Origin of the sequence: Alteromonas sp. BL110 (assembly GCF_003443615.1) — a bacterium.
Classification (GTDB): Bacteria; Pseudomonadota; Gammaproteobacteria; order Enterobacterales; family Alteromonadaceae; genus Alteromonas.
The window spans coordinates 2216766-2241644 of the sequence record NZ_CP031967.1; the positions used below are offsets into that span (position 1 = coordinate 2216766).

Here is a 24879-nt window from a genome sequence, read left to right on the forward strand (position 1 = left end):
ACAAAGGCGCATAGTGGAGTGCGCCTTTAGTCATCTACTCGTATAGCGGTGTTACCGCGATACAAAATCAATTGCCGGAACGCAAACCTAACATATGGCAGATAGCATAGCTTAACTCGCTGCGATTTAGGGTATAGAAGTGGAAGTGTTTAACCCCTTCTTTTGCCAGAACTTTCACTTGGTCCATAGCAATATTAGCGCCTATCAAGTTACGAGTGGCTTGATCGTCGGCATCAAGACCGTCGAACATTTTATGTAGCCAGCCCGGTACGTGAACGTCCGTAAAGCCGGCAAACCTTACTAACGTTTGGTAGTTAGTCACAGGTAAAATGCCTGGAACTATGTCTAAGTCCACACCCGCCGCGGCTGCACGGTCTCTAAATCGCAGGTAAACACTCGTGTCAAAGAAGAACTGGGTAATCGCTTCGGTAGCGCCAGCTTCAGCTTTGCGTTTAAGATTTAGCAAGTCGAACTGCGCATTTGGCGCTTCAGGGTGCTTTTCAGGGTAGGCAGCAACCGAAATATCAAAATCGGCAACGTCTTTTAGTAAGGCAACTAAGTCAGAGGCATACATTTCTGTTTTGTCTACCCCTTTAGGTAAGTCGCCACGAAGGGCAACTATACGGCGAATGCCTGAGTCCCAGTAGTCTTTTGCAATTTGTTTTAGCTCATCGCGACTAGCATCAACACAGGTCAAGTGAGGAACTGCAGCTACATCAGTCTGCTGCTGAATGCGTTTTACCACATCGTGAGTTCTGTCACGCTCACCGCTATTAGCACCGTAAGTAACCGACATGTAGCTTGGTTTAAGTGGCGCTAGGCGTTCAACCGACTTCCACAAAGTCTGTTCCATGGCTTCCGTTTTAGGCGGAAAAAATTCAAAAGATACATCAATATCCCGCAGCTCCGACAGGGACTGGTTTAATGCATCGATACCTTGTGCGTAAGAAACCATGGTTTATACTCTCAAAAATGTAATATTATAGACGTTTAGACGTCTAAATTAAAGAATATATGTCTAGACGTCAAGAGGTTTACACTGCTCAATTGACCTTTTCGTGAACTTGTTTAGAATTTCTCTTCATAATATAAAAAGAGTAGACCGAGTTAGTACAATGGCAGAATGGAACGGTAAATATATTCACCCCTACGCAGAGCATGGGAAAAAGAGCGAGCAGGTAAAGAAAGTCACTGTCTCTATACCTATTAATGTGCTTAAAGCACTTACTGATGAGCGTACCCGCCGCCAAATCAATAATTTGCGCCACGCCACTAATTCGGAACTGTTGTGTGAAGCGTTTTTACACGCGTTCACCGGGCAACCTTTGCCTAACGACGATGACCTGCGTAAAGACAACCCCAATCGCGTGCCGGCTGAAGCTAGACGGATTATGGAAGAAATGGGTATAGATCCAAGCTTCGAAAATGATGTGTCTGAAGACGACTGATATTTAGCATTAAAGAGAAACGGCGCAGTAATGTAAGTTAAGCTTACAATACTGCGCCGTTTTTTATTTACTGGTGTTCTTTGAGCGTACCTTTTACAAGTAATGGTTGAGCGTTAACCCAACCACTATAGTATTTAACTGAACAAGTGCAGTCTTGAACTAGACCAATATAGTCTTGAACTAGACCAATATAGCCTTATGCGCCAAAATTTTACTCTTCTGGAGCTTCAGGCACGCGAGCAACACCCGATTCAATGGCAGCTTTTGACACGGCCGTAGCGATACGTTCGCACAAACGTGGGTCCATAGGTTTAGGAATAATATAGTCCTTCCCAAACGTTAGGCTGTCACTTTTACTTGCAGTTAATACTTCTTCTGGAACAGGCTCCTTCGTGATAGCACGAAGGGCTTCAACCGCCGCCACTTTCATTTCATCGTTAATAGCCGTTGCGCGAACATCTAGGGCGCCGCGGAAAATAAACGGAAAGCACAGCACATTGTTTACTTGATTAGGGTAGTCAGAGCGTCCGGTCGCCATGATAAGGTCTTGACGTACTTCGTGAGCAAGTTCAGGCTTTATTTCAGGGTCTGGGTTAGAGCATGCAAATACAATTGGGTTTTCTGCCATTAACGAAAGCGCTTCAGGCGGTAAAACATCAGGGCCTGATACACCTACAAAGATATCTGCGCCTTCCATTACGTCTTCAAGCGTACGCTTGTCAGTATTGTTAGCAAATAGCTTTTTGTGCTCGGTTAAGTCTTCGCGTCGAGTATGGATAACGCCTTTTCTGTCTAACATATAAATACGCTCACGCTGGGCGCCGCACTTAATAAGTAGCTCCATACAGGCAACCGCTGCTGCACCGGCACCCATACACACGATTTTAGCGCTCTCTATATTCTTTCCCTGAATCTCTAGAGCGTTGAGCATACCTGCAGCGGTTACAATAGCGGTACCGTGCTGATCATCATGGAAAACCGGAATTTTACAGCGCTTAATGAGCTCTTGTTCAATTTCAAAGCACTCAGGCGCTTTGATATCTTCTAGGTTTATACCGCCAAATGTGTCAGCAATATTCGCCACGGTATTAATAAATTCCTCAGTCGTACGATGCTTTACTTCAATATCAATGGCGTCTAGACCAGCGAAGCGTTTAAACAACAGCGCTTTACCTTCCATGACAGGTTTTGAAGCTAATGGGCCGAGGTTCCCCAGCCCTAAGATCGCGGTTCCGTTACTAATAACAGCGATAAGGTTGCCTTTACCCGTATACTTATAGGCATTATCTGCATCTTCGGCGATTTCTCTGACTGGCTCGGCAACGCCTGGGCTATAGGCAAGAGCAAGATCGTCGACGCTATCTGCTGGTTTAGATAGCTCTACGCGGATTTTTCCAGGTGTGGGTTTGGCGTGATAGTCGAGTGCGCGTTGTCTAAAATCTGACATGTAAAAAGGTATCCTTAGATGTAGGGTTCATCGGTGTTTTCGTTCACGCTCTGTAGCTATTTTATTATCGTTATAGTTATAGGTAGATAAACGTAAGCGCGTTACAACCACGTAATGACAAAAGTAATTATAAATAGTTGTTAGCATTGGTGTGGCATGTTGGAAACTGCAGACATGGCGTTAACCCATCCTGACTTTCCTCACACACGGCTATTGGTACTATGTCTAATATTTAGACCAAGTTTTATACCCAAAAGCGCCACAAGCCTTATCAGTAAAGCATTATTCATAAAATTAATGCTCACTATCAAGGTGCCGATCGCAACTCTAACACAGCCAATCACTGTGTACATATCTGATCAGAATTCTCAATTATCAATGTAGGTTAGGCTTACTAATTAGACCAGTAAAATAAGCCTATAATTGCCATTCATAGAATTTATTTTTACGGTTAAATGTATTTAGGGGGTGTATCTTAAAAGCAGCATAGATAGACGTACTAAAACGACTTTAGAAAATATAAATAAAAAAGTCCTCGTTAATTTTAGGTTTTATATTTCTGATAAAATACTAAGAAAGCCCTTTCTAATTAGCTTTGAAGACGCAGGATATGACAGAAAGAAAACTAATCGCAGTGCTAACTGACGTGTGTGAAAATGTAAAGTCTGACGATAGTGGGTTCGTATGGCTAACTCATTTAGGGCATTGGAAAGCCCCGAAAGTAATTGCGGTGTTTAATACGGAGCAGAAGAAACAGCAAGCATTGTCTAATGGATGGGATATGGACTTTATAAGTAAGGTGAATATAGCCCTTGAATCTATAAAATCTATTTCTGCTGGTATCTATTTCGATAGTGAAGAAGCGTGTAAAAAGCAAAGTAGGGGGGACTGGGATAAACACTTGTCAAAACTCGAAAAACTTCATTAAGTATAATGAGTGTTTTGATCTTAATTGTAAGCGATATAGTCAATTAGCTCTAAATTAGAGGTGCTTGCATAAGTGGAAGCTGTTCAACAGTAGTTTCTGACATGAATAGTAACCTTCAGGCAATAAAAAAGCGCCATATAGGCGCTTTTTTCGAACTTGATATCAGGCTTACTTTTTGCCCAATGCACCGAAGCGCTTCTTGAAGCGGTCAACACGACCACCAGTATCAACGTTACGTTGCTTACCAGTGTAGAAAGGATGGCATGATGAACATACGTCTAGGTTGATGTCTTTACCAAGCGTAGAGCGGATGTTAAGCACGTTGCCACATGAGCATGTTGCTTTAATTTCTTCGTACTTAGGGTGGATATCTTGTTTCATTGGGTTACCTCACATAATAAGGCCGTATCGCTATACAACCCGAAGTCGCACACCATACGTTACTTAATTCAAATGATAAGTCGTTCAAAGAACAGCCTATCGCAAAAGAGCGGCGCATAATATAGGATGAAATTGGCTTTATCAAGCGGTTTTTGCCCAAATGTTAGGCAAGTAGGGCTAAATAAGGGGCTTTACACGAGCGACGCAAGAAAGCTAAACCGAAAACATTCCTTTCATGCTTAACAGTAAAGTATGTTTAAATATTTGTCTTTCAAGGCTAGGTCCATATGCGCCAATAGTAAAAGATGTAGCTAGATGCTAGCAGCACAAATTGCTCTAACGTTTGGCTAAGCAAGTAGCCTCTATACAAATAGTTATAGTGTAAAAAACTCAGCAAGCAATTTGCGCGCTGTAAAAGTCATCAAATAAGGTAGAACGTTCGCAATGGCCTATATTCAAGTCGCCGTGCCAGTGCCACTGCGCCAACTTTTCACATATACCCACGATAAGACACTCAGTGCGGGCGTTAGAGTGGTTGTGCCTTTTGGCCCACGCAAACTGGTGGGCGTAGTCGTTGAAACCTTACACAAATCCGAAAGCGAGATTGAAAATTCTGACAAGCTAAAAGCCATTGAGTCAGTACTTGACGATAGCCCTATTATAGATAATGTGTTGCTGAAAATGGCGCAATGGCTGTGGCAGTATTATCATCATGCGCCGGGTGAAGTGCTGCACGCCATGCTGCCTGTTTTATTACGCAAAGGCGAGTTGGCCACTCCCACACCACAAGACATGTTAATGCTTACCGAAGAAGGCAAGCAGACAGTTGCAGATACGTTATCACGGGCGCCTAAACAACAAGCCTGCTTCACTGCCCTGGCTGGTGGTGCTTTGCTAGCCTCGCAGGCGCGTAAACAATATGGTGCACCTGCAGTTAAAGCGCTTGTTGAAAAGTCTTTGGTACATATCGAAGAAATAGCACCTGAGTTTAAGCCAGGTAGTTGGCTTGCCTCGTTATCGCTTTCTGAAAAGCCAATTCCCGACACAGAGCAATCGGTTGCCATTGCCGCACTTAATCGTCAGCAAGGTAACTTCGCGGTAAGTTTGCTTGAAGGGGTTACCGGTAGCGGTAAAACGGAAGTGTACCTTCAAGCCATTGAACCCTTACTGCGCGACGGAAAACAAGTGCTGATACTTGTGCCAGAAATTGGACTTACACCGCAAACCGTGTCTCGTTTTGAGAAGCGCTTTGGCATTGCTGTGGGCGTTTTGCATTCTCAGATCTCTGATAAAGAACGTTTACATGTTTGGCAACGTGCAAAAGCCGGTGAACTCGGTATTATCATTGGCACCCGCTCGGCTATTTTCACGCCGCTGCATAACCCCGGCATGTTGATTGTAGATGAAGAACACGACGAGTCTTTTAAGCAGCAAGATGGGCTTCGCTATCACGCTCGTGACCTGGCAGCAATGCGTGCCAAGCAGCACAATATTCCGCTGTTACTAGGCAGCGCCACGCCCGCGTTTGAAACACTTAACAACGCACTAAATGGCCGCTATGCCCATTTGCAGTTAACCAAGCGAGCGGGAGGTGCAAAAAGCACGCATCAGCATGTATTGGACGCCCGCGACCAACCTATTCATTACGGCATTTCACAAGGCTTGCTAACGATAATGCGCCAGCATATTAGCGCAGGAAATCAGGTATTGGTATTTGTGAATCGAAGAGGTTACGCGCCAGCGCTGCTTTGCCATCGCTGTGGTGAAACCGTCATGTGTAAGCGCTGTGACCGACCTTATACCGTGCATAAAGCGCAGAACCGCTTACAGTGTCATCACTGCGGTGGCATGCGCTCAATGCCATCGAACTGCGAAGCTTGCCATCACAATGAATTAGTGACGGCGGGTACGGGGACCGAGCAAGTGGAGCAAGGGCTTGCAAGTTTATTCCCAGGCATCAAGCAAATACGAATAGACAGCGATACCGTGCGGGGGAAAGACAAGCTTCACCAAACCCTTGATGCTATTAATCGCCAAGAGTACCAGTTGCTGGTAGGAACCCAGATATTATCAAAGGGTCATCACTTCCCTCATGTAACCTTAGTTGCGGTACTAGATTGTGATGGTGCGCTTTTTAGTGCCGATTTTAGAGCGCCAGAAAAGCTCGCTCAGCTTGTTACTCAGCTTGCTGGAAGAGCGGGGCGCGCCAGCAAACCTGGTGAAATGTGGCTTCAAACCCATAATCCTCATCACCCTTTGCTACAAGATTTAGTGCACAATGGCTATGGGCATTTCGCACGGCACGCATTAATGGAGCGTAAGGCGGCGGGGCTGCCCCCCTTTATTAGCCAGTTTGTTATTCGCGCAGAGGCTACCGATAGCAGTTTGGCTTATCGCTTTCTACAGGAAAGTAAGCAGGTGTTTAATCAACAGCACGCCATTGATATAAACGGTCCGTTTCCTTGTTTAATTGAAAAGCGGCAAGGTAGGTTTCGGTTTATGCTGGTATGCAGCCATGAAAAGCGTGCGCCGCTTCACACTGCGCTACGTTTGGCGCTGCCATTTTTACAGGCCTTACCACAGGCAATGAAGGTAAGGTGGTCAATAGATATTGACCCTACCGATTTCAGTTAGCTTGTTGGGTAGCAATACGTTAAAATTTCCACAGGATTGAAGGTGCAGGAAAGCTGCCTCTTCATAGTGATTTGGTATATGACGTTTCTTACGCATACAAACAACGATAACAAGTAGGAATATTGCCGACTATGGCTCAACGCGATTATGTCTCTCGTGGACGCTCTACTCAAAAAAAGAAGCCCGCTGGTAAAGGTAGAAAACCGGCTACAAATGCGCAATCTAATGGCCCGGTTTCTGGAAAACTTCCTATCGTACGCCTTATTGGCATTTTTGCTTTGGTGATTGGCTTCGGTGTATTTTTGTGGTCGATAAAAGACAATGTAGAAGATGAAGTAGACACCCAAGCGTCACGACCTGTGGCTCCCACAGAAGAGTCTTTACCGGAACTACCTGAAGAAGAATGGGAGTACATTAAGACCCTGCCAGGTTACGAAGTAGAAGTTGAAGTAAGAGAGCAGGAAAAGTCTGACAAGCGTTATTTGATGCAGTGCGCTTCATTCAGAACCCGCGCTCAGGCAGAAGAGATGAAAGCCAAAATTGCATTCCAGGGATTAGAGGCACTTATCAGGCATAGCACTGGCAGCAACGGCGATTGGTTCCGCGTAATTCTTGGCCCTTATGAGTCTAAGCGCGACGCGGAAAAAGCCAAGCACAGTCTGCGTAAAGTGAACATTGCCACATGCCAAATTTGGTACTGGAATTTGTAACTTTTGTTGGTACAACTTACTTTAAGAAGGGCGGAGTGGAACGAGGAGTGCGTTCCACTTGCTAAATAGCTTTACTTAGCGAGATGCTCTAGTCATGTGCAGGCCAACTGTAGTTAAAAACGAATGGCTTGAGGAATGGAAAAAGCGTACAAAGCGCCCACATGCACCACTTTAAATACAATAAGTCCAAGCAAAATAAGGTTAACTACAACCGTCACCCAATAAGCCCTCATAAATGCCGGTTTACTGCGCTTGTGCTTAAACATCTGCTGAGCTAGCAATGCGCCAGGCCAGCCCCCGAACAAGCTTAATAGGTGCAGTTTAGCCTCTGAAACTCGCCATTTGTCTTTTTTCGCGGCCGATTTGTCTATGCCGTAAAGCAGAAAGGTAAGCAAACTTACCGCTCCATAAACGATAGGTACTATAGAGGGTAACCGACCAGATAATGTGAGTAGCGCAAGTGCACCTAAGAAAATACTCAATACGATAATATTACGCTTTCTTTGCGAGGCTGGCTTATTGGTGCGTGAACGTTTTGCTTTGTGATCTTTAAGTAAGCTGATGTTGTAGGCGCGGTGATTGCCTTTTCTATCCTGTTCAACTTCATAAACAATAATGTCGCCATTAATGGGTCGCCTAGAGCGCTGTTTAAACGCTTTGATATGAGCAAACGCGCGCGTGCCTCCCCCATTAGGCTCTACAAAGCCAAAACCTTTAGTATCATCCCACTGCTGTATTCTTCCTTGATACTTCATTTTTACTCCTTTAATTCCATTATGCAGCGACTTCAGTGTTGCTACTTTATCGGTGCTCTATCACCTAAACATTATTTCAATCGGCCATAGTATGTATCGGCGAGAGTATGCACTCGATAAATGGCATATTCAATAAGCACCGAATGCGCTAAGCCCATATAGTAGGCAGTTCTGAGCGCACATTCTTTTGTCTTACCCTTGAAATTAAAAAGCCTTCCCCCACTTATTTGTTATTGAATTATTACGCTGCTGCCTTAGTTCCGCGAAAAAGGTACATATAAAACGCAGCAGCGCCCAGCTAAACGGGGAATTAACGTGACAACGATTGTATCTGTACGACGTGGGAATCAAGTGGTAATGGCCGGTGACGGACAAGTATCACTGGGCAACACCGTAATGAAAGGGAATGCGCGCAAGGTGCGCCGTTTGTACCACGACAAAATCCTAGCAGGCTTTGCAGGTGGCACGGCTGACGCATTTACCCTATTTGAGCGGTTTGAAGCCAAGCTTGAAGCGCACCAAGGTCATTTAACCAAGGCGGCGGTTGAACTTGCCAAAGACTGGCGTACCGATAGGGCGCTACGCAAACTCGAAGCCCTACTTGCTGTAGCTGATGAAACAGCGTCATTTATCATTACCGGTAACGGTGACGTAGTGCAGCCAGAACAAGATCTTATCGCTATTGGTTCTGGTGGTAACTATGCACAAGCGGCAGCTACCGCACTTTTAGATAATACCGAGTTAAGCGCTAAGGAAATTGCTGAAAAATCGCTGACCATAGCCGGTGATATTTGCGTATTCACTAACCATAGCCAAACGGTTGATGTACTAGATTACTAAGTAATAGCGAAAGCTGTTATTGGCTTGTTGTCGCTCGTTTGCGTAGCAAGTACAACAAGTATTGTTAGAAAAGGGTTTATTCATGTCTGAGATGACACCAAGAGAAATTGTTCACGAGTTAGACCGACATATTATTGGTCAACAAGATGCCAAGCGCGCTGTATCTATTGCACTTAGAAACCGCTGGCGTCGAATGCAGCTTGAGCCTGAGTTGCGCCAAGAAGTTACGCCAAAAAATATTTTGATGATTGGCCCAACGGGTGTGGGTAAAACTGAAATAGCTCGCCGTTTAGCTAAACTTGCTAACGCACCTTTCATTAAAGTTGAAGCGACAAAGTTCACCGAAGTGGGCTATGTGGGTAAAGAAGTTGAAACCATCATTCGTGATCTTGCTGATATTGCGGTAAAGATGACGAAAGAAAACGAAATGAAGAAAGTGAAATTCCGCGCTGAAGAAGCAGCGGAAGAGCGCATTTTAGACGTTTTGCTTCCTCCGCCAGAAGACGCCTGGGGCAACAAAGAAGATGTTGAAGATCGCGGCACACGCCAAGCATTTCGCAAAAAGCTTCGTCAAGGCGACCTAGACGACAAAGAAATTGAAATTGATGTGGCACTTCCGCAGATGGGCGTAGAAATTATGGCGCCTCCTGGCATGGAAGAAATGACTAATCAGCTTCAAGGTATGTTCCAAAACTTGTCGGGCTCGCAAAAGAAAAAGAAGAAGCTGAAAATTAAAGAAGCGTTCAAACTACTTATTGAAGAAGAGGCAGCACGCCTTGTAAATCAAGAAGATTTGAAAGAAAAAGCTATTGAGTCAGTAGAACAGCACGGTATTGTATTTGTAGACGAAATTGACAAAATTTGTAAGCGTGAAGGCAATACGTCAGGCGATGTTTCTCGTGAAGGCGTACAGCGTGACCTGCTTCCACTTGTAGAAGGCTCTACAGTATCGACGAAACACGGCATGGTTAAAACCGACCATATCTTGTTTATTGCTTCAGGTGCATTCCAAATGAGCAAGCCGTCGGATCTTATCCCAGAACTTCAGGGTCGACTGCCAATTCGAGTTGAGCTTGCTGCGCTGAAAGTAGGTGACTTTAAGCGTATCCTTACCGAGCCAAACGCGTCATTAACTCAGCAGTATGTTGCGTTAATGAAAACGGAAGGGGTTGATATCAGCTTCGATGATTCGGGCATTCAGCGCATTGCAGAAGCGGCATGGCAGGTGAACGAGCGTACTGAAAACATTGGTGCACGTCGTTTGCACACGGTACTTGAACGCCTAATGGAAGATATCTCATTTGATGCTTCAGAGAAAAGCGGTGAGTCGTTCGTGATTGATGCAGATTACGTTAACAGCCATCTAGAAACCTTGGTAGATAACGAGGATCTATCGCGCTTTATCTTGTAATTAATCGCTAAGTAGAGGCCTCTTCCTGTAGTTGGGTCATTACCCAATTAAAGAGGAGGCTTTATTACTGTTTAAGCACATCAAGACGTCATTTTGTGAAACAGAAATTCTATACTGATAGGTATTGTGGTTGGCAATGTCTGAATGTGCCTAAACTTAAAGTAATAGTGAGAGTATTAGCTAAAAGAAAATAAGCAAGCGGTTTAAAGTGGGAGTAATTCATTTTTAGCTGCTTTTAAAAGATCCTCCCTTTCTTTTGGTGGATGACCAGATTTCACCACCTTTTCAAAAACTTTATAAGCATCCGTTTTACTTCCATATGCTCGCTTGTTTGTCTCGTCATTCACCCATGCATATACAATAACCTTTGATTCAAGATGGTAGCGGAAAAAAAGTCGATACTGTTGAAAAAACTTTGCTCGAAACCAGTGTTTATTGTTATCGCCTAATGTATTCCCTTGGCGGAAATTTGCCTGAGGACGTAGAGTATTTCGGCTACTAATGTATAGAGGAACTTCATAGTCCAATCCCGTATAAGCTCTTTTAATTTTGAAGCCTGACCTAACCCGAAAGCGTTGGGCACTTAGAATTAATCTAACTCTAATGTTTTAAAAGCAGTGCCACCAATTTGTCTGTTATATTCAGGCCGGTATCGTTCTCTACTTTCAAAAAGTAAGGGCTCGGGTTTGCCTCTAGAAAAAAGTACTTTCCTTTCGCACTTTTGCGCCAGTCTATCGCACACCAGTGCATACCTAATGCTTTGCATATTTTAATAGCCAGACGCTGGACCTCGTTTGGGATAATAGTCACAGACACACTGGCATTGTCATCGTTTCTATAATCTAGTTCGCTTGAGTCAATTTGTACGCTTAGCACATCATCGCCAAGTACATAGCTACGTACATTTTCGCCTGCAATATACTTTTGAAAGGTAACAGGGCGTTCACTTAAAAGCGTATTTAGTAGTGGGCGCATATTCGGCTGTTTATTCACAAACTGTGCGGTTCGACCGCCGCGTACGGGCTTATATATAACGTCTCGCATATTGCTACAAAACTGCGAAGCAACCTCGGGCGCATTGCCTATAAAGGTGTAGGGGATATGTGCACCTAGTTTGCCAGCAACGCGTGATTGATAAGGCTTACACTGGTGGCTTCGAACAGCGTCTATAGAGTTCACCCATTTTATGTTGGTGTAGCTAAACCAACAAAGTAAAGTACTTGCTCGCTCTTGCTCTACCCATCCTGTGCTTTCTAACAGACGAGACGCTGTGTCATCACGTTTATTACGCAGTGCTTGAGGATCTGCGTAGCTATCGTTACTAGTATTCTCGCTTGGGGCTTTTAGCGGTAAACCGGGCAAATACTCATGCCAATAAGCAGCTTTAGTGTTTGAAAAAGTGACTCTAGGTTGGTCGCACAAAGAGGGAGAGCTGAAATGGATTAGCCCGTCATCAAAATCAGGGTCATAGCTAATGGCCCAAGCTGAACCGAAATGTTGCGTATTGGCAAAGTAAAAAGGCGTAGCCGTTTGACATAGGGCTTTCGCAATATGTTGGATTTGCGGGTCTTGCTCATTTCCTAATAAAGCTACGTGCATTTACGTTCCTTGCTAGCAGGTTAAAAGTTGAAAGAATCTATTCGTTGTAAAGCAACACACGGACATCACAAAGCTATGCTCAATCCGTGTGTTGGCTTAAGCCGTTTGTAAGTGAAAGCTAAGACAGAATATCCGGTAGCTTGCCGCCGCCTTCACCAATGGCCATGGTTATATAAACCGGCTCTTTGGGGGTAGGGCCGACTACCGGTACGGTGTCGCTTAAACGAACACGTAGACCGCCGGATACCTCAAACAGCTGAGCTTCAGCTAAAGCAACGGGCTGAGTGATTGTTGGTGGGTTGTGATTTAGTTGATGGTGTTTCATAAAGTACGCTCCTTGTAATGGCGTGTTGAGTGAAAAAGTGGATGCGCCTAAAGCGAAACCACTTCTCGGTAAAGGGTTCGAAAGCAGCAGGCAATAAGTGCTGAACGGCTAGTGATATTGAGTTTTTTATAAATGTTGGCGCAGTGAAACTTAACGGTTCGCTCGCTAATAAATAGCTCAGAGGCGATCACTTTGTTAGAGCGGCCTTCCATTATTTTGTGCACTACCTGTAGCTCGCGTTTCGACAAACAGTCCATAGGAATAACGGTGTCACGAGCGGTTATGCCATTTGCATCTATTTGCATGCGCTCAGCAGCTGTCATCAATACTGCGGGTTCTCTTACTTCATGGTTTTTCATAGTGTTTCTCCGTGTTTAGCAGATGTTGCGCTTCCTGTTACTTCAGAGGGAGAGCATGGGTGTAATGTGCCGTCTTCCAGACGATAAACCTTGTCTGCCATGGCGATAGATTGGGGGCGATGCGCCACAATAATCCGGGTCATATTTAAAGATTTGAGGTGGTGATTTATCTGAGCTTCATTGGCCATATCTAGATGGCTACTCGCTTCGTCTAAGAAGAGAATGTCAGGCTCTTGATATAGCGCTCTTGCTAATAGCAGGCGTTGCTTTTGCCCACCGCTTAAACTGCTACCCATGTCGCCTACCAGCGAATGATATTGCATAGGCATGTGCATAATGTCCCTATGAATACAGGCAAGTTGTGCTACATAAACCATCTTCTTGAGGTTGGGAACTTCTTCAAAACAACAGATGTTTTGGCCAATAGTGCCACTTAAGCAAGCGTCCTCTTGAAGCACAGAAGCGATGACTGGACTGGTCGTATTAGGATGCTCAATGCAGCCTTGTGAAGGCCGGTATAGGCCCATTAAGCATTTAAGTAACGTGCTCTTTCCACTGCCACTGCTACCGATAATGGCTACGATTTCGCCAGTATTTACTGAAAGTGTCAGGTTGTTAAATACCCACTCACCATTCTCCCCATAGCGGTAGCTAAGTGACCTCACCCTAAGCGCGGTAGCATCTGGCAAAGTGCTATCGTCGAGCGCGCTATTTTCGGGCAAGACAGCATCAGGCAGGTTAAATAGGGGAGTGCTAGACGAGTCTGAATTGGAAGCCGAGCGATTAGACGCATGTGTATTTTGCACGGGGAGCGAACGCTCTGCGCTATATAGCGGGTGAGTTTTGATTTTTTGCTCTACGGGTGTAAGTAAAATGTCGCTTAAGCGGTTAAAGTGAACGCCTAACATATTAAGCTCAATAAGCTTATTAACTATCCCGTCGAGCGCACCTACAAACCTCGTCTTATATGCCATAAAAGCCAGCAACATGCCTATTGAAAGGGAGCCTTGCATGACAAGGTTGGCGCCAATGTAAACCACTACTAGATTTTCAACACCGAACAGCAATTGGTTTGCCAGTGCGCTACCTATGTTAAATTTCCCTAAAGTGATGTCTTTATTGAGCGTTGCAACTAGCTTGTTTTGCCAAAGGCTGTGGCGCTGTATCTCTTGCCCATATACGCGAATAGGTAAAATGGCTCTTACGCTTTCCATAAAGTGACTTTGTTCAGAGGCGGCCAGGGCAATGCGCTCCGTGGTCAACCTTTTAATAAATGGCAGGAGTCCAAGGCGTATGGCTAAATAGACGAGCATAATCACTACAACAACCATTGTTAGCTTGAAGGAATATAAGCTCATCACTGCCAAGGTGACGATTGCCATTACTCCATCAAGCATCGCGGTAACGACCCCAGTAGTTAAAAACTCCCGAATACTCGCCACTGAACCAAAGCGCGACACCACATCACCAATATGGCGCTTATCAAAATAGTCTAAGGGAAGGGCTAAAAGATGTTTAAATACAGAGGCAGACATCTGCAGTTGAAGGCGAGATGAAACGGACAAGATAACGAACTTTCTTATACCGCTTGTAAAGGTTTCTATAACCAGTAATAGGGCAAAGCCAATAGCGAGCGCTTTGAGCAAGGCATCGTTGTTGTAGATTAATACATCATCCACCACCGTTTGCATGTAGTAAGGTGCGGCAAGGGCAAATAGCTGCAGCACTATTGATAATGCGAAAAGCGTTAGTAAGTTGCGTTTGAAGCCGATGGCGCGGGAGAAAAACTGTGTAAGCCCAAGTCGGGGTGCAGACTTTTTAGGGCTGAATGTGTCGCTTGGTGAGACCTCAAGCGCGATACCCGTGATGTACTTCGAGGCTTCTGCAAGATTAAGCTTTCTCTTTCCTAGCGCTGGGTCATGGATAAAAATATGTTTCCCTTTCACTTTCGTCAAAACAACAAAGTGATTCATATCCCAGTGCAATATGGCTGGGCAAGATAGCTGCACAAGATGCTCCATTTCTATCTTAACTGCTCGGGGTTGAAACCCCAGTTCACTGGCAATTCGCATTACGTCTTTTAAGGTTGTACCTCGCAATGAAACGGATATGCTTTGACGCAAAGTATTAAGATCCCGTTTATCAGAGTAGTACTGTGCAATCATTGCCATACAAGCTAGTCCGCACTCTGCCGCTTCGCTTTGCAAAATAACCGGTACCCTGCTTCTTGTATGAAAAAGATGTGACGAAAGAGGGGTGGATAAACTCATCATGATTAAAGCTTCCCTTTAATGCTATAAAGCGGTTCCATTAACCATTCCATAAGCGTACGTTGGCTTAATTGAACATCCGCGGAAAAGGTCATGCCCGCTTTCAATGAAATACTGTTGCCGTAAGCCAATACTTCGTTTGTATTTAGGGTGGCAGTAACCAAATAGGCTGGCTCGCTAATTGAAATAGGTACATCGGTAAGTTCTCCCGGTAAGACAAGCGATGGAGAAATATTTACTATCTCGCCAAACTGCACACCAAACTTTTGATAGGGGAACGCGTCATATCGTATATGTAGAGCTTGTCCTTCTCGCAAAAATCCTGCAGAGCGCACGGGTACCGCAATTCGCGCTTGAATGTCAGCATTTTGAGGGAGCAGTGTGAGTAGGGGGCGAGAGCTGTCAACGGTATACCCCGTTCTAACATGAAGGCCTGATATTACGCCGCTGCGAGGCGCATAAATTATCTCTTCTGCATTGCTTTTGTGCGTCACAATTTGTTGAGTGAGATCGCTATAAGTGTTCTTTATGTTTGCTAGCTCGTTGGCGTGTTTCTCAGGCAATGTAGCAAGTTCATGACTTATTGCTGCTATGTTGGCTTGCTCGTTACTCCAATCCTTTTTAGCTAAAGCAAGTTTCTGCTCTGCATTCAAACGTTGGAGCGTATAGGTTTCAAAGTCGGTACGGCTAATATGCCCTTCATCCATTAGGGTTTGTGCTTTTTCCCATTGCGTGGATGCCAGAAGCCACTGTGATTGGGTTAAAGTAATAATGTCATGCAACGCCGTTGAGTTATGCTTTGCCTGGGAAAGCTGCTCTTCCAATCGCTGTTGCTGAGCTAGGTGCAGAGTGCGCAGTCGTTCAATACTTTGGCGAGTTCGGTTTTGTTTCGATTCTAGTTCGGCAAGTAATTGGGTACTGACTCTATGGCCTAACGCGTCTTTACTGCTATAGCTGATTTTTAATAGCGGTGCGCCTTTTTCCACTAATTGACCTTCACTGGCTATAACGTCGAGTATCTTTCCTCGCCTTGCGTCTGAATAAAGCTTGAAGACTCCATGACTGGGTTCTAGCCATCCACTTACCGAAGCTTTTCGTGCGTAACTTTCCATGTTCAGGTAAACAGCAACCGCCACAACCCACACGACAAGCAGCCCAGCTAGTGCTAAATAGGCAGGTTTAGGCGTCATTAAAAAACTGCCCTCAACTGTGTTTGATTGCTCATCAATAACTTCTTTTCTAAACAACCCTGTTCTCATTTTCATCCCTATATACTCCGCTACATGCGCTTGGAGTCTGTTAAAGCACCCCTTTTCTAGGTGCTACTTCGCACATAAAGAGTATCTGGCTGCCGCTTCCATATCGGCGATTAATCCTTGGCATCGTAATCCGTGACGCCTCCATTTTGTTACTACCAGATACCTTGTGGTCAACATAACTGCGGTGACGGTGTTTACTTTAGGCGGAGTGAGAACTTGATGAAGGGGGCTTAAGGTCTACTTTTCGGTAGCACGCACCCTCGTTGGGCTTGGCGCATTTTTGAAAGCGCTTGGCCTAAAATTGAAAGTTGATATTGCGCAAGAAAAAGGCGAAGAAATATAAAGAAGTCATAGAAGTGTATAAAGAATGTGCTATAAAAAACAAAGAAATATGAAAATAACACGGTAAGAATACGTAGAAGGACGCCACATGTTTGTACCCAGTATACTTTTAAAGCAACTTTACACACGTGCCAGCCTTACGAAGACAGATAAAGGCTTATCTTTCTCTCTGAAAAACAGATTAAAAGACGCGACCATCAAGGAAGTAAAGTGGATTTCTCTTGATGGAGAAAAAATTCCAGAAGACAAAATTTCACTCCAACTTACGCCTGACTCCTGCATTCCTGTCGATGCGTTAAATAAGTCGGAGGGCGAGCCGTTTGGCTTGCGTCAAACTATTACCGTGCACCTAGACATTGATGAGGCGCCTTGCCCTGAAAAGCGAAAATTGGGCATTTGCTTTTCGGCATCACCATTTGGGAAGCTTAAATTTGAGGTAGAAGATAATATTACAGCGCCTGGCCAACGCAGTGTTTTTATCCCCCGAGACGACATGGACGACTATGGCGAAAGCATTATAAAAACACGCCAAGAATATTTTGAAAGCGCTACGGGCAAGAAAATTAACCACGTAGGTAAGTACTCAATTGACCCGCAAGCGCTTAAAGGCAACATCGAGCATTTCATTGGCGTGGCGCAGGTTCCTATTGGTATTGCTGGGCCGTTGACTATCAATGGCGAGCACGCACAAGGTGACTTTGTAGTGCCGTTAGCGACTACCGAAGGTACGCTAGTGGCATCGTACAACCGCGGTATGAAGCTACTTAACATGAGTGGTGGCGTAACGGCTACGGTAGTTGATGATGCCATGCAGAGAGCCCCAGTTTTTATCTTTGAAAATGCCCGTGGTGCGAGGGACTTTGTAAAATGGATAAAAACAAACTTTGAAAAGATTAAAGAAGAAGCTGAAGCGACCTCAAGCGTGGCCAAGCTAACCTATATCGACCACTTTCTGTCTAACAAATTTGCGTTTTTACGGTTTAACTTTAAAACCGGCGATGCTGCTGGTCAAAACATGGTTGGGCGCGCAACCTTTGCGGCTTGCGGGTGGATACTCGACCATTACGAGGGAATAGAGAACTTTTACCTTGAATCTAACTTTGCTACCGACAAAAAAGCCTCTCAAATAAACATTATGCGTACCCGGGGCAAACGGGTTACGGCAGAAGCCACCATTAAGCGAGAGCATTTGTTAGAGGTAATGCGCGTCGACCCTAAACAAATTGATTACCACGGCCGCGTGGCTGGCGTAGGGTCATTCTTATCTGGTGTGAACAACACGGGCTTGCATTCGCCAAACGGAATTACGGCCATGTTTATCGCCACAGGGCAAGATGTCGCAAACGTATCTGAGTCGTCGGCGGCAATGATGTATTCAGAGCTAACTGATGACGGTGACCTGTACGTATCTATCACTATACCATCGCTTATTGTGGCTACTTATGGCGGCGGTACCGGTATTGGTACACAGCGAGAATGCTTAGAATTGCTCGACTGCTACGGGCGCGACCGGGTGTATAAATTTGCAGAAATTGTGGCGTCTGTGGTGTTGGCTGGTGAGATATCGCTAGCGTCAGCCATTAGTTCGTCAGACTGGGTCTCGTCACACGAACAGTATGGGCGAAACCGATAGTAAAACTAAATTAACTGACGAAAAGTAAAAAGGGGCTTCACATAATGTGAAGCCCCTTTTGTTTAGCGGTTCATTTATTAATGTTCCCAATGATAGTGATGCGCTTTCGCTTCCACTTCATCTGCCGTTTGTTGCGGCATAAAGGTGGCATTATCTTGTTCAAAGAAGAAGGGTTTGCGTTTTTTCTTACTGCCTACTTCGTTCATGGTGGCCGCCTCGTAAACTCGACCATTAAGTACGGTATATTCTACGAATTCACTCTTTCTAATGTCGCTGAGTACGTCGCCATCAATCACCACTAGGTCAGCAAGTTTGCCTTTTTCGATACTGCCAAGATCCTTGCCCATGCCTAGGTGTTTCGCGCCATCAATAGTACCGCCGCGAAGCGCTTCCCAAGGCGTGAAGCCACCTTGTTCCATGATCCACAGTTCCCAGTGCGCAGCCAAGCCTTCACGCTGTCCGTGAGCGCCGATATGTACACTGACCCCATTATCTCGAAGCTCTTTGGCATAGCTGGCTACGTTTTGGTGGTTGTACTGGTTTTCCGGTGCAGTAGGTCTTCGAATGGCGCGTCTATCTAGAATTGTTGACGGGGTATAACGAAGAAGGCGCGGATTCTTCCATACTTCTGTTTTGTCGTACCAGTACTCTTCACCCATCATGCCGCCGTACGACACAACAAAGGTCGGCGTGTAGCCAAATTCTGTAGCTTTCCATAGCTGAGTGACGTCGCTATAGCCTTTCTCTACAGGAATGCTGTGCTCAAGACCGGTGTGACCGTCTACCAACATAGTCAGATTCTGCTGAAGCTTACCGCCCCCTTCAGGCACCACCATCATCTCTTGGTTCTTTGCCGCCCACAGCACTTGCTGACGCTGATCGCGACGGGGCTGATTGTAGCTTTTCACTGAAATAGCACCGGCTTCTTTCAAGCGCTCTACATGGAAATAGGCATCTTCATAATTATTGATAATCGCTTTGTAACCTAGTCCTTCTGCACCGTATAAAATCGTGCCGGTGGAGTAGATACGCGGCGCAACAATGTCGCCCTTACGCTGTAATTCTGCCGCAGCAAAAATTTCTGTCGTGTCGTTTGAAGGGTCATGAATGGTCGTTACGCCGAAAGACACATTCGAGTACTGACTCCAGTTTTGCTGAGGAATAATCTCATTGCGGCCCTGCGAGCCGTGCGCGTGCGCATCAACCAGCCCTGGGATAATGGTTTTACCCGTGGTGTCTATTTGCATGGCATCATCAGGAATGGACACATCGCCACGTTTACCTACGGCTTCAATGCGGTTGTCTTTAATCAGCACAACGCCATCTTCAATCACCTCTTGGGTATTCTCGGCATAGCGCATGGTGACCACTTTACCGCCAACCAAGGCTTTGTAACCAGATGGTTTGTCAGCTTTAGTGGTAAACGACAAGTCTATACCTTCCGCTACTGGTTCAGGCAAGGTTTCCGCTGCGCCATCAACAAAGGCAAAGGCTTCATCAAGTGAACGGCTAAATAGCGTAGGGCCGTTAAACCAGCTTAGGGTTTTGTTGTCAGGCGACCATGTGAGGTATTCACCTGCGCGGCTTGAAAGCTGCGTTACCGGCAGTGAGGTCATGTTCGGACCTATGGTAATACGCTTACCATTTTCAACAAATGGGGCCACGTATGTTTTAAACTGATAAACAAACGCAACCCATTTCTTATCGTGTGAAAGTTTGTACTCACTTACTTTATCTGCGCCGTACAGATGGGTTCGCTTGTCGTTACCCTTAAGGTTAACGCTTGAAAGCTGGGTTTCGTAGTAAGCTTCGCCGCCCGCTGATTCGGTGAAATACACTCGGTCATCGTTACCCGCAAAATGCGCGTTGTACCCGCCTTCAGTGACTTTTTCTACGGTGTCTTCTTCAAGGTCTGCTACGTAAATTCCTGGCTCAACAGAGTATTTCGGGTCTAGCAGATAGCCGCCTGTAAATTTGCGGAACACCACTTTTTCGCCATCGGCAGAGAACGACGGCTCAATGTAGTGGCCCGGCTGCTGGGTAATGACTTTTCCTTTACCGCCTCGGGCAGAAACTACGCGAACGGTGCCTAAGTCTTGGTCATTCCAAGTGGTATAAACAATCGACTTTCCATCGTTAGAAAAACGCGGATAGTACTCATCATGGTCGTTTTGTTTCGTTAGACGCTTAATCTTGCCAGATTTAACGTCGCGCACATAAAGTTTGCCTAATGCTTGGAAAAGTACGGTTTTACCGTTAGGCGACATTTGAGACCAGCGGATCATACGAACGTCGAATTCATCAGGGGCGACATCTACGTCAAAACGTAACGCATCTGCATATTTCACCGTGCCCTCAACGGTCACGTCCATCGTGCTGGTGGTTTTATCTTTCACGTCGATGGTGTGGAATTTACCGCCTGTCCAATAAACGATTTCGCTGCTGTCTGGCATCCAGTCGAAGTAGGCAAAGTAACCTTCCGAGCCAAAGCCTTCTTGCATATCTCGCTCTAGTTCCAACGTCAGCGGGGTTTCTACACCTGTCTTGATGTCTTTAATGAAAAGCGCGGTTCTATCTTTAACGCGACGAACAAAAGCGATGTATTTACCGTCAGGTGAAGGTGTAGGAACTACGGCTCCGCCCGTACCGCTAATATAGCGGCTCTCTTCGCCGGTTTCGCGGTCGTAGCGGGTGATAGCGAAAATGCCTTCTAACGGGTCGCGGTTATATTCAAAGCGGGCACCCGGAACAGTATTTTCGGTAAAGTAAATGTACTTCCCGTCATGCGAAAACACGGGGTCGGCAATGTTTTGCTGGTCACGTTTACCGCTGTTTCGGGCTTTAATCTGCAAGCCGTCGCCACCTGATTTGTGGTACATCCAAATCTCGCCTGCCGGAATACTACGGCTAGACATAATGCCTTTGGTTACCACTAGGTATTCGCCGTCTGGGCTCCATTTAGGAGAGTGGATAAGATTGTTTTTCTCTTTCGTAACTTGTCGAAGATTACTGCCGTCAATGTCCATAACCCACACGTTGCTTAACCCGTCTTTATCCGAGATAAACGCAACCTGTTTTCCATCGGGAGAAATAGCAGGGTGAATGTTCCATGCGAAGTCTTGCGTAAGCGGTGTCGCATCGCCGCCACTCATACTAACTTTGTACAAGTCGCCCAGCATGTCAAAAACCATGAACTCGCCGTTTGGAGCAATATCTAAGCTAGACCACGTCGTTTCACTGGTTTTAATTGTAACTTCATTAAGGGCGTAAGGTGGGTTATTCACGTCCCACTTTTCAACGTCAGATTCTGTTTTTTCTTCACTGTCGTTCTGGGCGAATGTGGTAGGTACTACACCTAAGCCCAAAGCACTTACTAGCGTGATGGCCAGTAAACTTTTCATTGTCTTTATCATAATTGTGTTTCCAAGTGCTTGTTATTTATTTTCTGTCTACATCAGAGTACATGAGTTAGCCTGAAATGACGCACTCTTGAATTGTAAAACTAAGGTTAATCTTACTGTAAAGTAGGAAAGATTCATTTAGCTAATGCGATTGTAAGTCTAATTTTAGCGTTTAACCTTCATTAAACTATTTTCGAAAATCGTTACTTTTTGCGCTTATTTCGCATTTAATTATTTTAGGGTGGCAACCTCGTTTAGAACGGCGGTAAAGGATTGCTGGGATTTACACTTAGCAATGGTCAAAGTTTACTGGTGAAGTGGTCCTCAGAAATTGGTTTTGAGAACATCCTATTTCGGTAGAAGTTTTAGCCGGGGCGGATTTTTTATCTCTTTTTGTTATGAATTAGGGGAAAAAATTGATGATCGTTACCGCAAATATCTCCTACATTTTTCAGACCTTTTTCATGACAAAAGTGATTGTCGAAAGACGAGATAAATTTACGTGTTTTTTCGTTTTTTCCTATTCGTTTAATATGGGACTTATTGTGCATTTGACATTTTGTTGTTCCGGAAGAGGATATCTTTTTTTGTTTTAAGAGTGGTAAATTCCCGTGGAATTTGCGGTTAACTTGTTGTGGGAAGTATATCTATTGCTCTATACATAAAACATATCGTGGTTAAATGTTCCATATGTGATGCATTTTTGCTGGATGATATTTTCAATATGATTTGGAATTCATTGAGTTGCTCAACAGTACTTGCAATTCTAGATGCTTCACAAGCTTTTTCCTTTCCATCACTTTCAGTGATGCTTGTCTATTACAGCAATAATCGCTAATTTCGTAACAAGTCATTAACAGTGAATTGTGTAGGAATTACCGTGAGCAACGCTGAACAACAATTGCATTATTCTACTTGTACGCTTTGTGAAGCAATGTGTGGTATTGAGGTGGCGACGAAAGGCCGTCAGATACTGTCAATAAAAGGGGATAAAGATAATCCCTTTAGCCAAGGCCATATTTGCCCGAAAGCCAGTGCGTTAAAAGACTTGTACGACGACCCTGACCGCTTGAAGCGCCCTGTAAAAAGGGTACGAATTGACGGCGAAGACAGCGCCTGGGAAGAGATCGGATGGGATGAAGCCTTTGACCTGGTCGCAAGCAAGTTGCACCACATCCAGCAGGCACACGGTAACAACGCGGTTGGTGTGTATTTAGGTAATCCTAATGCGCACAATATGGGGTCTATATTGTTTGGGCCTTATTTCTATCGGGCTCTTAAGTCGCACAATCGCTATTCCGCTACATCCGTTGACCAGCTGCCTCATCATATTGTTAGCCGACGGCTGTTTGGTCATATTTCCCAAATCCCCATTCCTGACATCGATCACACGCAGCACTTTATGATCATCGGCGGGAACCCGCTGGCGTCCAATGGCAGCATTATGACTGTGCCAAACGTGAAAAAGCGTTTGAAAGGCATTCAAAAGCGCGGAGGGAAAGTCGTTGTTATCGACCCCAAACGCAGCGAAACCGCTGATATCAGCTGTGAACATCACTTTATTCGTCCTGGCAGTGATGCGCTCTTACTGCTGGCTATGTTGCATGTATTGTTTGAAAAGCAACTGCACAAAGTGGATGAAATTTTACCTTATGCCGAAGATATAAAAGAGGTTGAAAAGTACGTTCACGATTACTCACCGCAAAAAGTGAGCGAGCTTACCGGTATTTCGGCTTCACAAATAACTCAGCTTGTAGAGAACTTCTGCAAAGCAGAATCAGCCGTTTGCTATGGCAGGATGGGGGCAAGCGTACAAGCATTCGGCACGTTAACCCAATACCTTATTATGCTTTTTAATATGCTCACCGGGAATCTGGATAAGCGCGGTGGCATGATGTTCACCCAGCCAGCGGCTGACGTACTGCCAGTTTCTGGTAGAGGCAGCATGGGCGGATTTACCTCTCGCGTAAGAGGGCTTCCGTCATTTGCTGGCGAGTACCCGGTTGCGTGCTTAGCCGAAGAAATTTTAACCCCCGGAGACGGGCAAATTAAAGCCATGGTAATTGGTGCAGGTAATCCCGTGGTTACTACGCCAAATGCAGAGCAGCTTGATAAGGCATTTGAAGAACTCGATTTTATGGTTGCGGTGGATTTTTACGTTACCGAAACCTCTCGCCATGCTGATGTAATTCTTCCTCCAGTAACCGCGCTGGAACGCGACCACTACGACATTGTTTTTCATAACTTCGCCGTGCGAAATTTTGCTAAATATTCCGAAGCAGCGGTGGACGTTGATGAAGATCAGCTTACCGATTGGCAAATATACTTGTCTTTGGCTGAAAGACTCGATGCGCTAAATGGAAAAAGCACGGATCACTATGCTTCGCTTTGGGACAAGCAGCCTAAAGGTGTAGTCGATGATTTGTTGCAAGCAGGCCTTTATGGTCGAGCGGCAAGCAAAAATGAAGGTGCTGCTGCAAATTTAAGTGAAAGTTCAACTGCTGTTCCGAAAGGTGGGCTGTCGATTGAAATACTTAAAGCACATCCACACGGCATAGATTTAGGGCCGCTACAACCGTCTCTGCCTCATGCATTGTTCCATGAAGATAAAAAGATTCACTTAGATTTTGATTACTTCATGGCTGATTTGGACAGGGTAAACACGCATTTCTTTGGAAAAGCGAGCTATGTTACAGCACAAAATCAGCCCCTCGTTTTGATAGGGCGCAGACATATTAAAACCAATAATTCGTGGCTGCATAACAGCCCCCGTATGGTGAAAGGCAACAACCGCTGTACGCTCCAGCTTCACCCTGATGACGGGGCAAGATACGGCATTGCAGATGGCGATGAAGTATGCGTGAAATCGCGAGTGGGCCAGCTAAGAATAGAGGCTGAAATCACAGATGCGATTATGCCAGGTGTGGTGTCTATCCCACATGGATGGGGACATAACAAGAAAGGTATAAAGTTGTCTGTGGCAAGTCAGCATCCGGGTGTAAACACCAACATACTTACTGACGATTTACAGGTGGATGAATTGTCTGGCAATGCAGTGTTGAACGGTGTACCCGTCGAGCTAGAAAAAGTAAGCTAGGGGCATAAAAAACCGACATTTGCTTGCAAGCAAATGTCGG

General features: G+C 45.2%; 18 protein-coding genes and 1 pseudogene. 8 read left to right on the forward strand and 11 right to left on the reverse strand.

All coding sequences use genetic code 11. The annotated features are described in order from the left end of the window. Window positions 1–67 precede the first annotated feature (67 nt). Window positions 68–955, reverse strand: coding sequence for a methylenetetrahydrofolate reductase (gene metF / locus D1814_RS09720; protein WP_118491773.1), 888 nt, complete (start codon window positions 953–955; stop codon window positions 68–70). 160 nt (window positions 956–1115) lie between these two features. On the opposite strand from metF, the gene metJ reads away from it, so the two are divergent. Further along, window positions 1116–1448: a met regulon transcriptional regulator MetJ gene (metJ, locus tag D1814_RS09725; RefSeq protein ID WP_014950979.1), complete on the forward strand. Its 333-nt coding sequence runs from the start codon at window positions 1116–1118 to the stop codon at window positions 1446–1448. A gap of 211 nt (window positions 1449–1659) precedes the next feature. Here the strand turns inward: metJ and D1814_RS09730 are convergent, their stop codons facing one another. Further along, complete coding sequence (locus D1814_RS09730; RefSeq protein WP_118491775.1) at window positions 1660–2895, reverse strand: malic enzyme-like NAD(P)-binding protein; 1236 nt, start codon at window positions 2893–2895, stop codon at window positions 1660–1662. A gap of 610 nt (window positions 2896–3505) precedes the next feature. On the opposite strand from D1814_RS09730, the gene D1814_RS09735 reads away from it, so the two are divergent. Further along, a complete protein-coding gene (locus tag D1814_RS09735; RefSeq protein ID WP_118491777.1) occupies window positions 3506–3823 on the forward strand; it encodes a hypothetical protein in 318 nt (105 codons plus the stop codon). A 168-nt stretch (window positions 3824–3991) separates the two neighbouring features. Here the strand turns inward: D1814_RS09735 and rpmE are convergent, their stop codons facing one another. Continuing rightward, entirely contained in the window at window positions 3992–4204 is a 213-nt protein-coding gene (gene rpmE / locus D1814_RS09740) for a 50S ribosomal protein L31 (RefSeq protein WP_118491779.1), read from the reverse strand. A 444-nt stretch (window positions 4205–4648) separates the two neighbouring features. On the opposite strand from rpmE, the gene priA reads away from it, so the two are divergent. Next, window positions 4649–6838 (forward strand): primosomal protein N', encoded by a 2190-nt coding sequence (gene priA, locus D1814_RS09745; RefSeq protein ID WP_118491781.1) that lies wholly within the window; start codon window positions 4649–4651, stop codon window positions 6836–6838. A 131-nt stretch (window positions 6839–6969) separates the two neighbouring features. Next, window positions 6970–7548: an SPOR domain-containing protein gene (locus tag D1814_RS09750; protein WP_118491783.1), complete on the forward strand. Its 579-nt coding sequence runs from the start codon at window positions 6970–6972 to the stop codon at window positions 7546–7548. A 113-nt stretch (window positions 7549–7661) separates the two neighbouring features. Here the strand turns inward: D1814_RS09750 and D1814_RS09755 are convergent, their stop codons facing one another. Beyond that, entirely contained in the window at window positions 7662–8303 is a 642-nt protein-coding gene (locus D1814_RS09755) for a DUF1294 domain-containing protein (RefSeq protein ID WP_118491786.1), read from the reverse strand. A gap of 315 nt (window positions 8304–8618) precedes the next feature. Between D1814_RS09755 and hslV the strand changes: the two genes are divergently transcribed. Beyond that, complete coding sequence (gene hslV, locus D1814_RS09760) at window positions 8619–9143, forward strand: ATP-dependent protease subunit HslV (RefSeq protein WP_025257580.1); 525 nt, start codon at window positions 8619–8621, stop codon at window positions 9141–9143. Window positions 9144–9225: 82 nt separating this feature from the next. Beyond that, complete coding sequence (gene hslU, locus D1814_RS09765; RefSeq protein WP_118491788.1) at window positions 9226–10554, forward strand: HslU--HslV peptidase ATPase subunit; 1329 nt, start codon at window positions 9226–9228, stop codon at window positions 10552–10554. Between the two features lie 203 nt (window positions 10555–10757). Here hslU and D1814_RS09770 read toward each other — a convergent pair. From D1814_RS09770 to D1814_RS09795, 6 genes and pseudogenes are all read right to left on the reverse strand, one after another. Further along, a pseudogene (locus tag D1814_RS09770) lies at window positions 10758–11027 on the reverse strand (type II toxin-antitoxin system YhaV family toxin); the annotation flags it as partial. Between the two features lie 127 nt (window positions 11028–11154). After that, entirely contained in the window at window positions 11155–12153 is a 999-nt protein-coding gene (locus D1814_RS09775; RefSeq protein WP_118491791.1) for an ATP-grasp domain-containing protein, read from the reverse strand. A gap of 118 nt (window positions 12154–12271) precedes the next feature. Next, on the reverse strand, window positions 12272–12478 hold the full coding sequence (locus tag D1814_RS09780) for a hypothetical protein (protein ID WP_118491793.1): 207 nt from the start codon (window positions 12476–12478) through the stop codon (window positions 12272–12274). 47 nt (window positions 12479–12525) lie between these two features. Next, window positions 12526–12837, reverse strand: coding sequence for a helix-turn-helix domain-containing protein (locus D1814_RS09785; RefSeq protein WP_118491795.1), 312 nt, complete (start codon window positions 12835–12837; stop codon window positions 12526–12528). Then, entirely contained in the window at window positions 12834–15110 is a 2277-nt protein-coding gene (locus tag D1814_RS09790) for a peptidase domain-containing ABC transporter (RefSeq protein WP_118491797.1), read from the reverse strand. Before D1814_RS09790 ends, D1814_RS09785 begins: the two co-directional genes overlap by 4 nt. 2 nt (window positions 15111–15112) lie before the next feature. Continuing rightward, window positions 15113–16372 carry an HlyD family secretion protein gene (locus D1814_RS09795; RefSeq protein ID WP_232368855.1) on the reverse strand — a complete coding sequence of 420 codons (1260 nt, stop codon included), beginning with the start codon at window positions 16370–16372 and terminating at the stop codon, window positions 15113–15115. Window positions 16373–16796: 424 nt separating this feature from the next. Here D1814_RS09795 and D1814_RS09800 point away from each other — a divergent pair, with 424 nt between their 5' ends. Further along, a complete protein-coding gene (locus tag D1814_RS09800) occupies window positions 16797–18341 on the forward strand; it encodes a hydroxymethylglutaryl-CoA reductase (RefSeq protein ID WP_118491801.1) in 1545 nt (514 codons plus the stop codon). A gap of 77 nt (window positions 18342–18418) precedes the next feature. On the opposite strand, the gene D1814_RS09805 is transcribed toward D1814_RS09800, so the two are convergent. Next, the gene (locus D1814_RS09805) at window positions 18419–21754 is read right to left on the reverse strand and encodes an amidohydrolase family protein (protein ID WP_118491803.1); all 3336 of its coding nucleotides are present in this window, start codon (window positions 21752–21754) and stop codon (window positions 18419–18421) included. Between the two features lie 868 nt (window positions 21755–22622). Here D1814_RS09805 and D1814_RS09810 point away from each other — a divergent pair. Further along, a complete protein-coding gene (locus tag D1814_RS09810) occupies window positions 22623–24839 on the forward strand; it encodes a molybdopterin oxidoreductase family protein (protein WP_118491805.1) in 2217 nt (738 codons plus the stop codon). The last annotated feature ends 40 nt before the right edge of the window (window positions 24840–24879 follow it).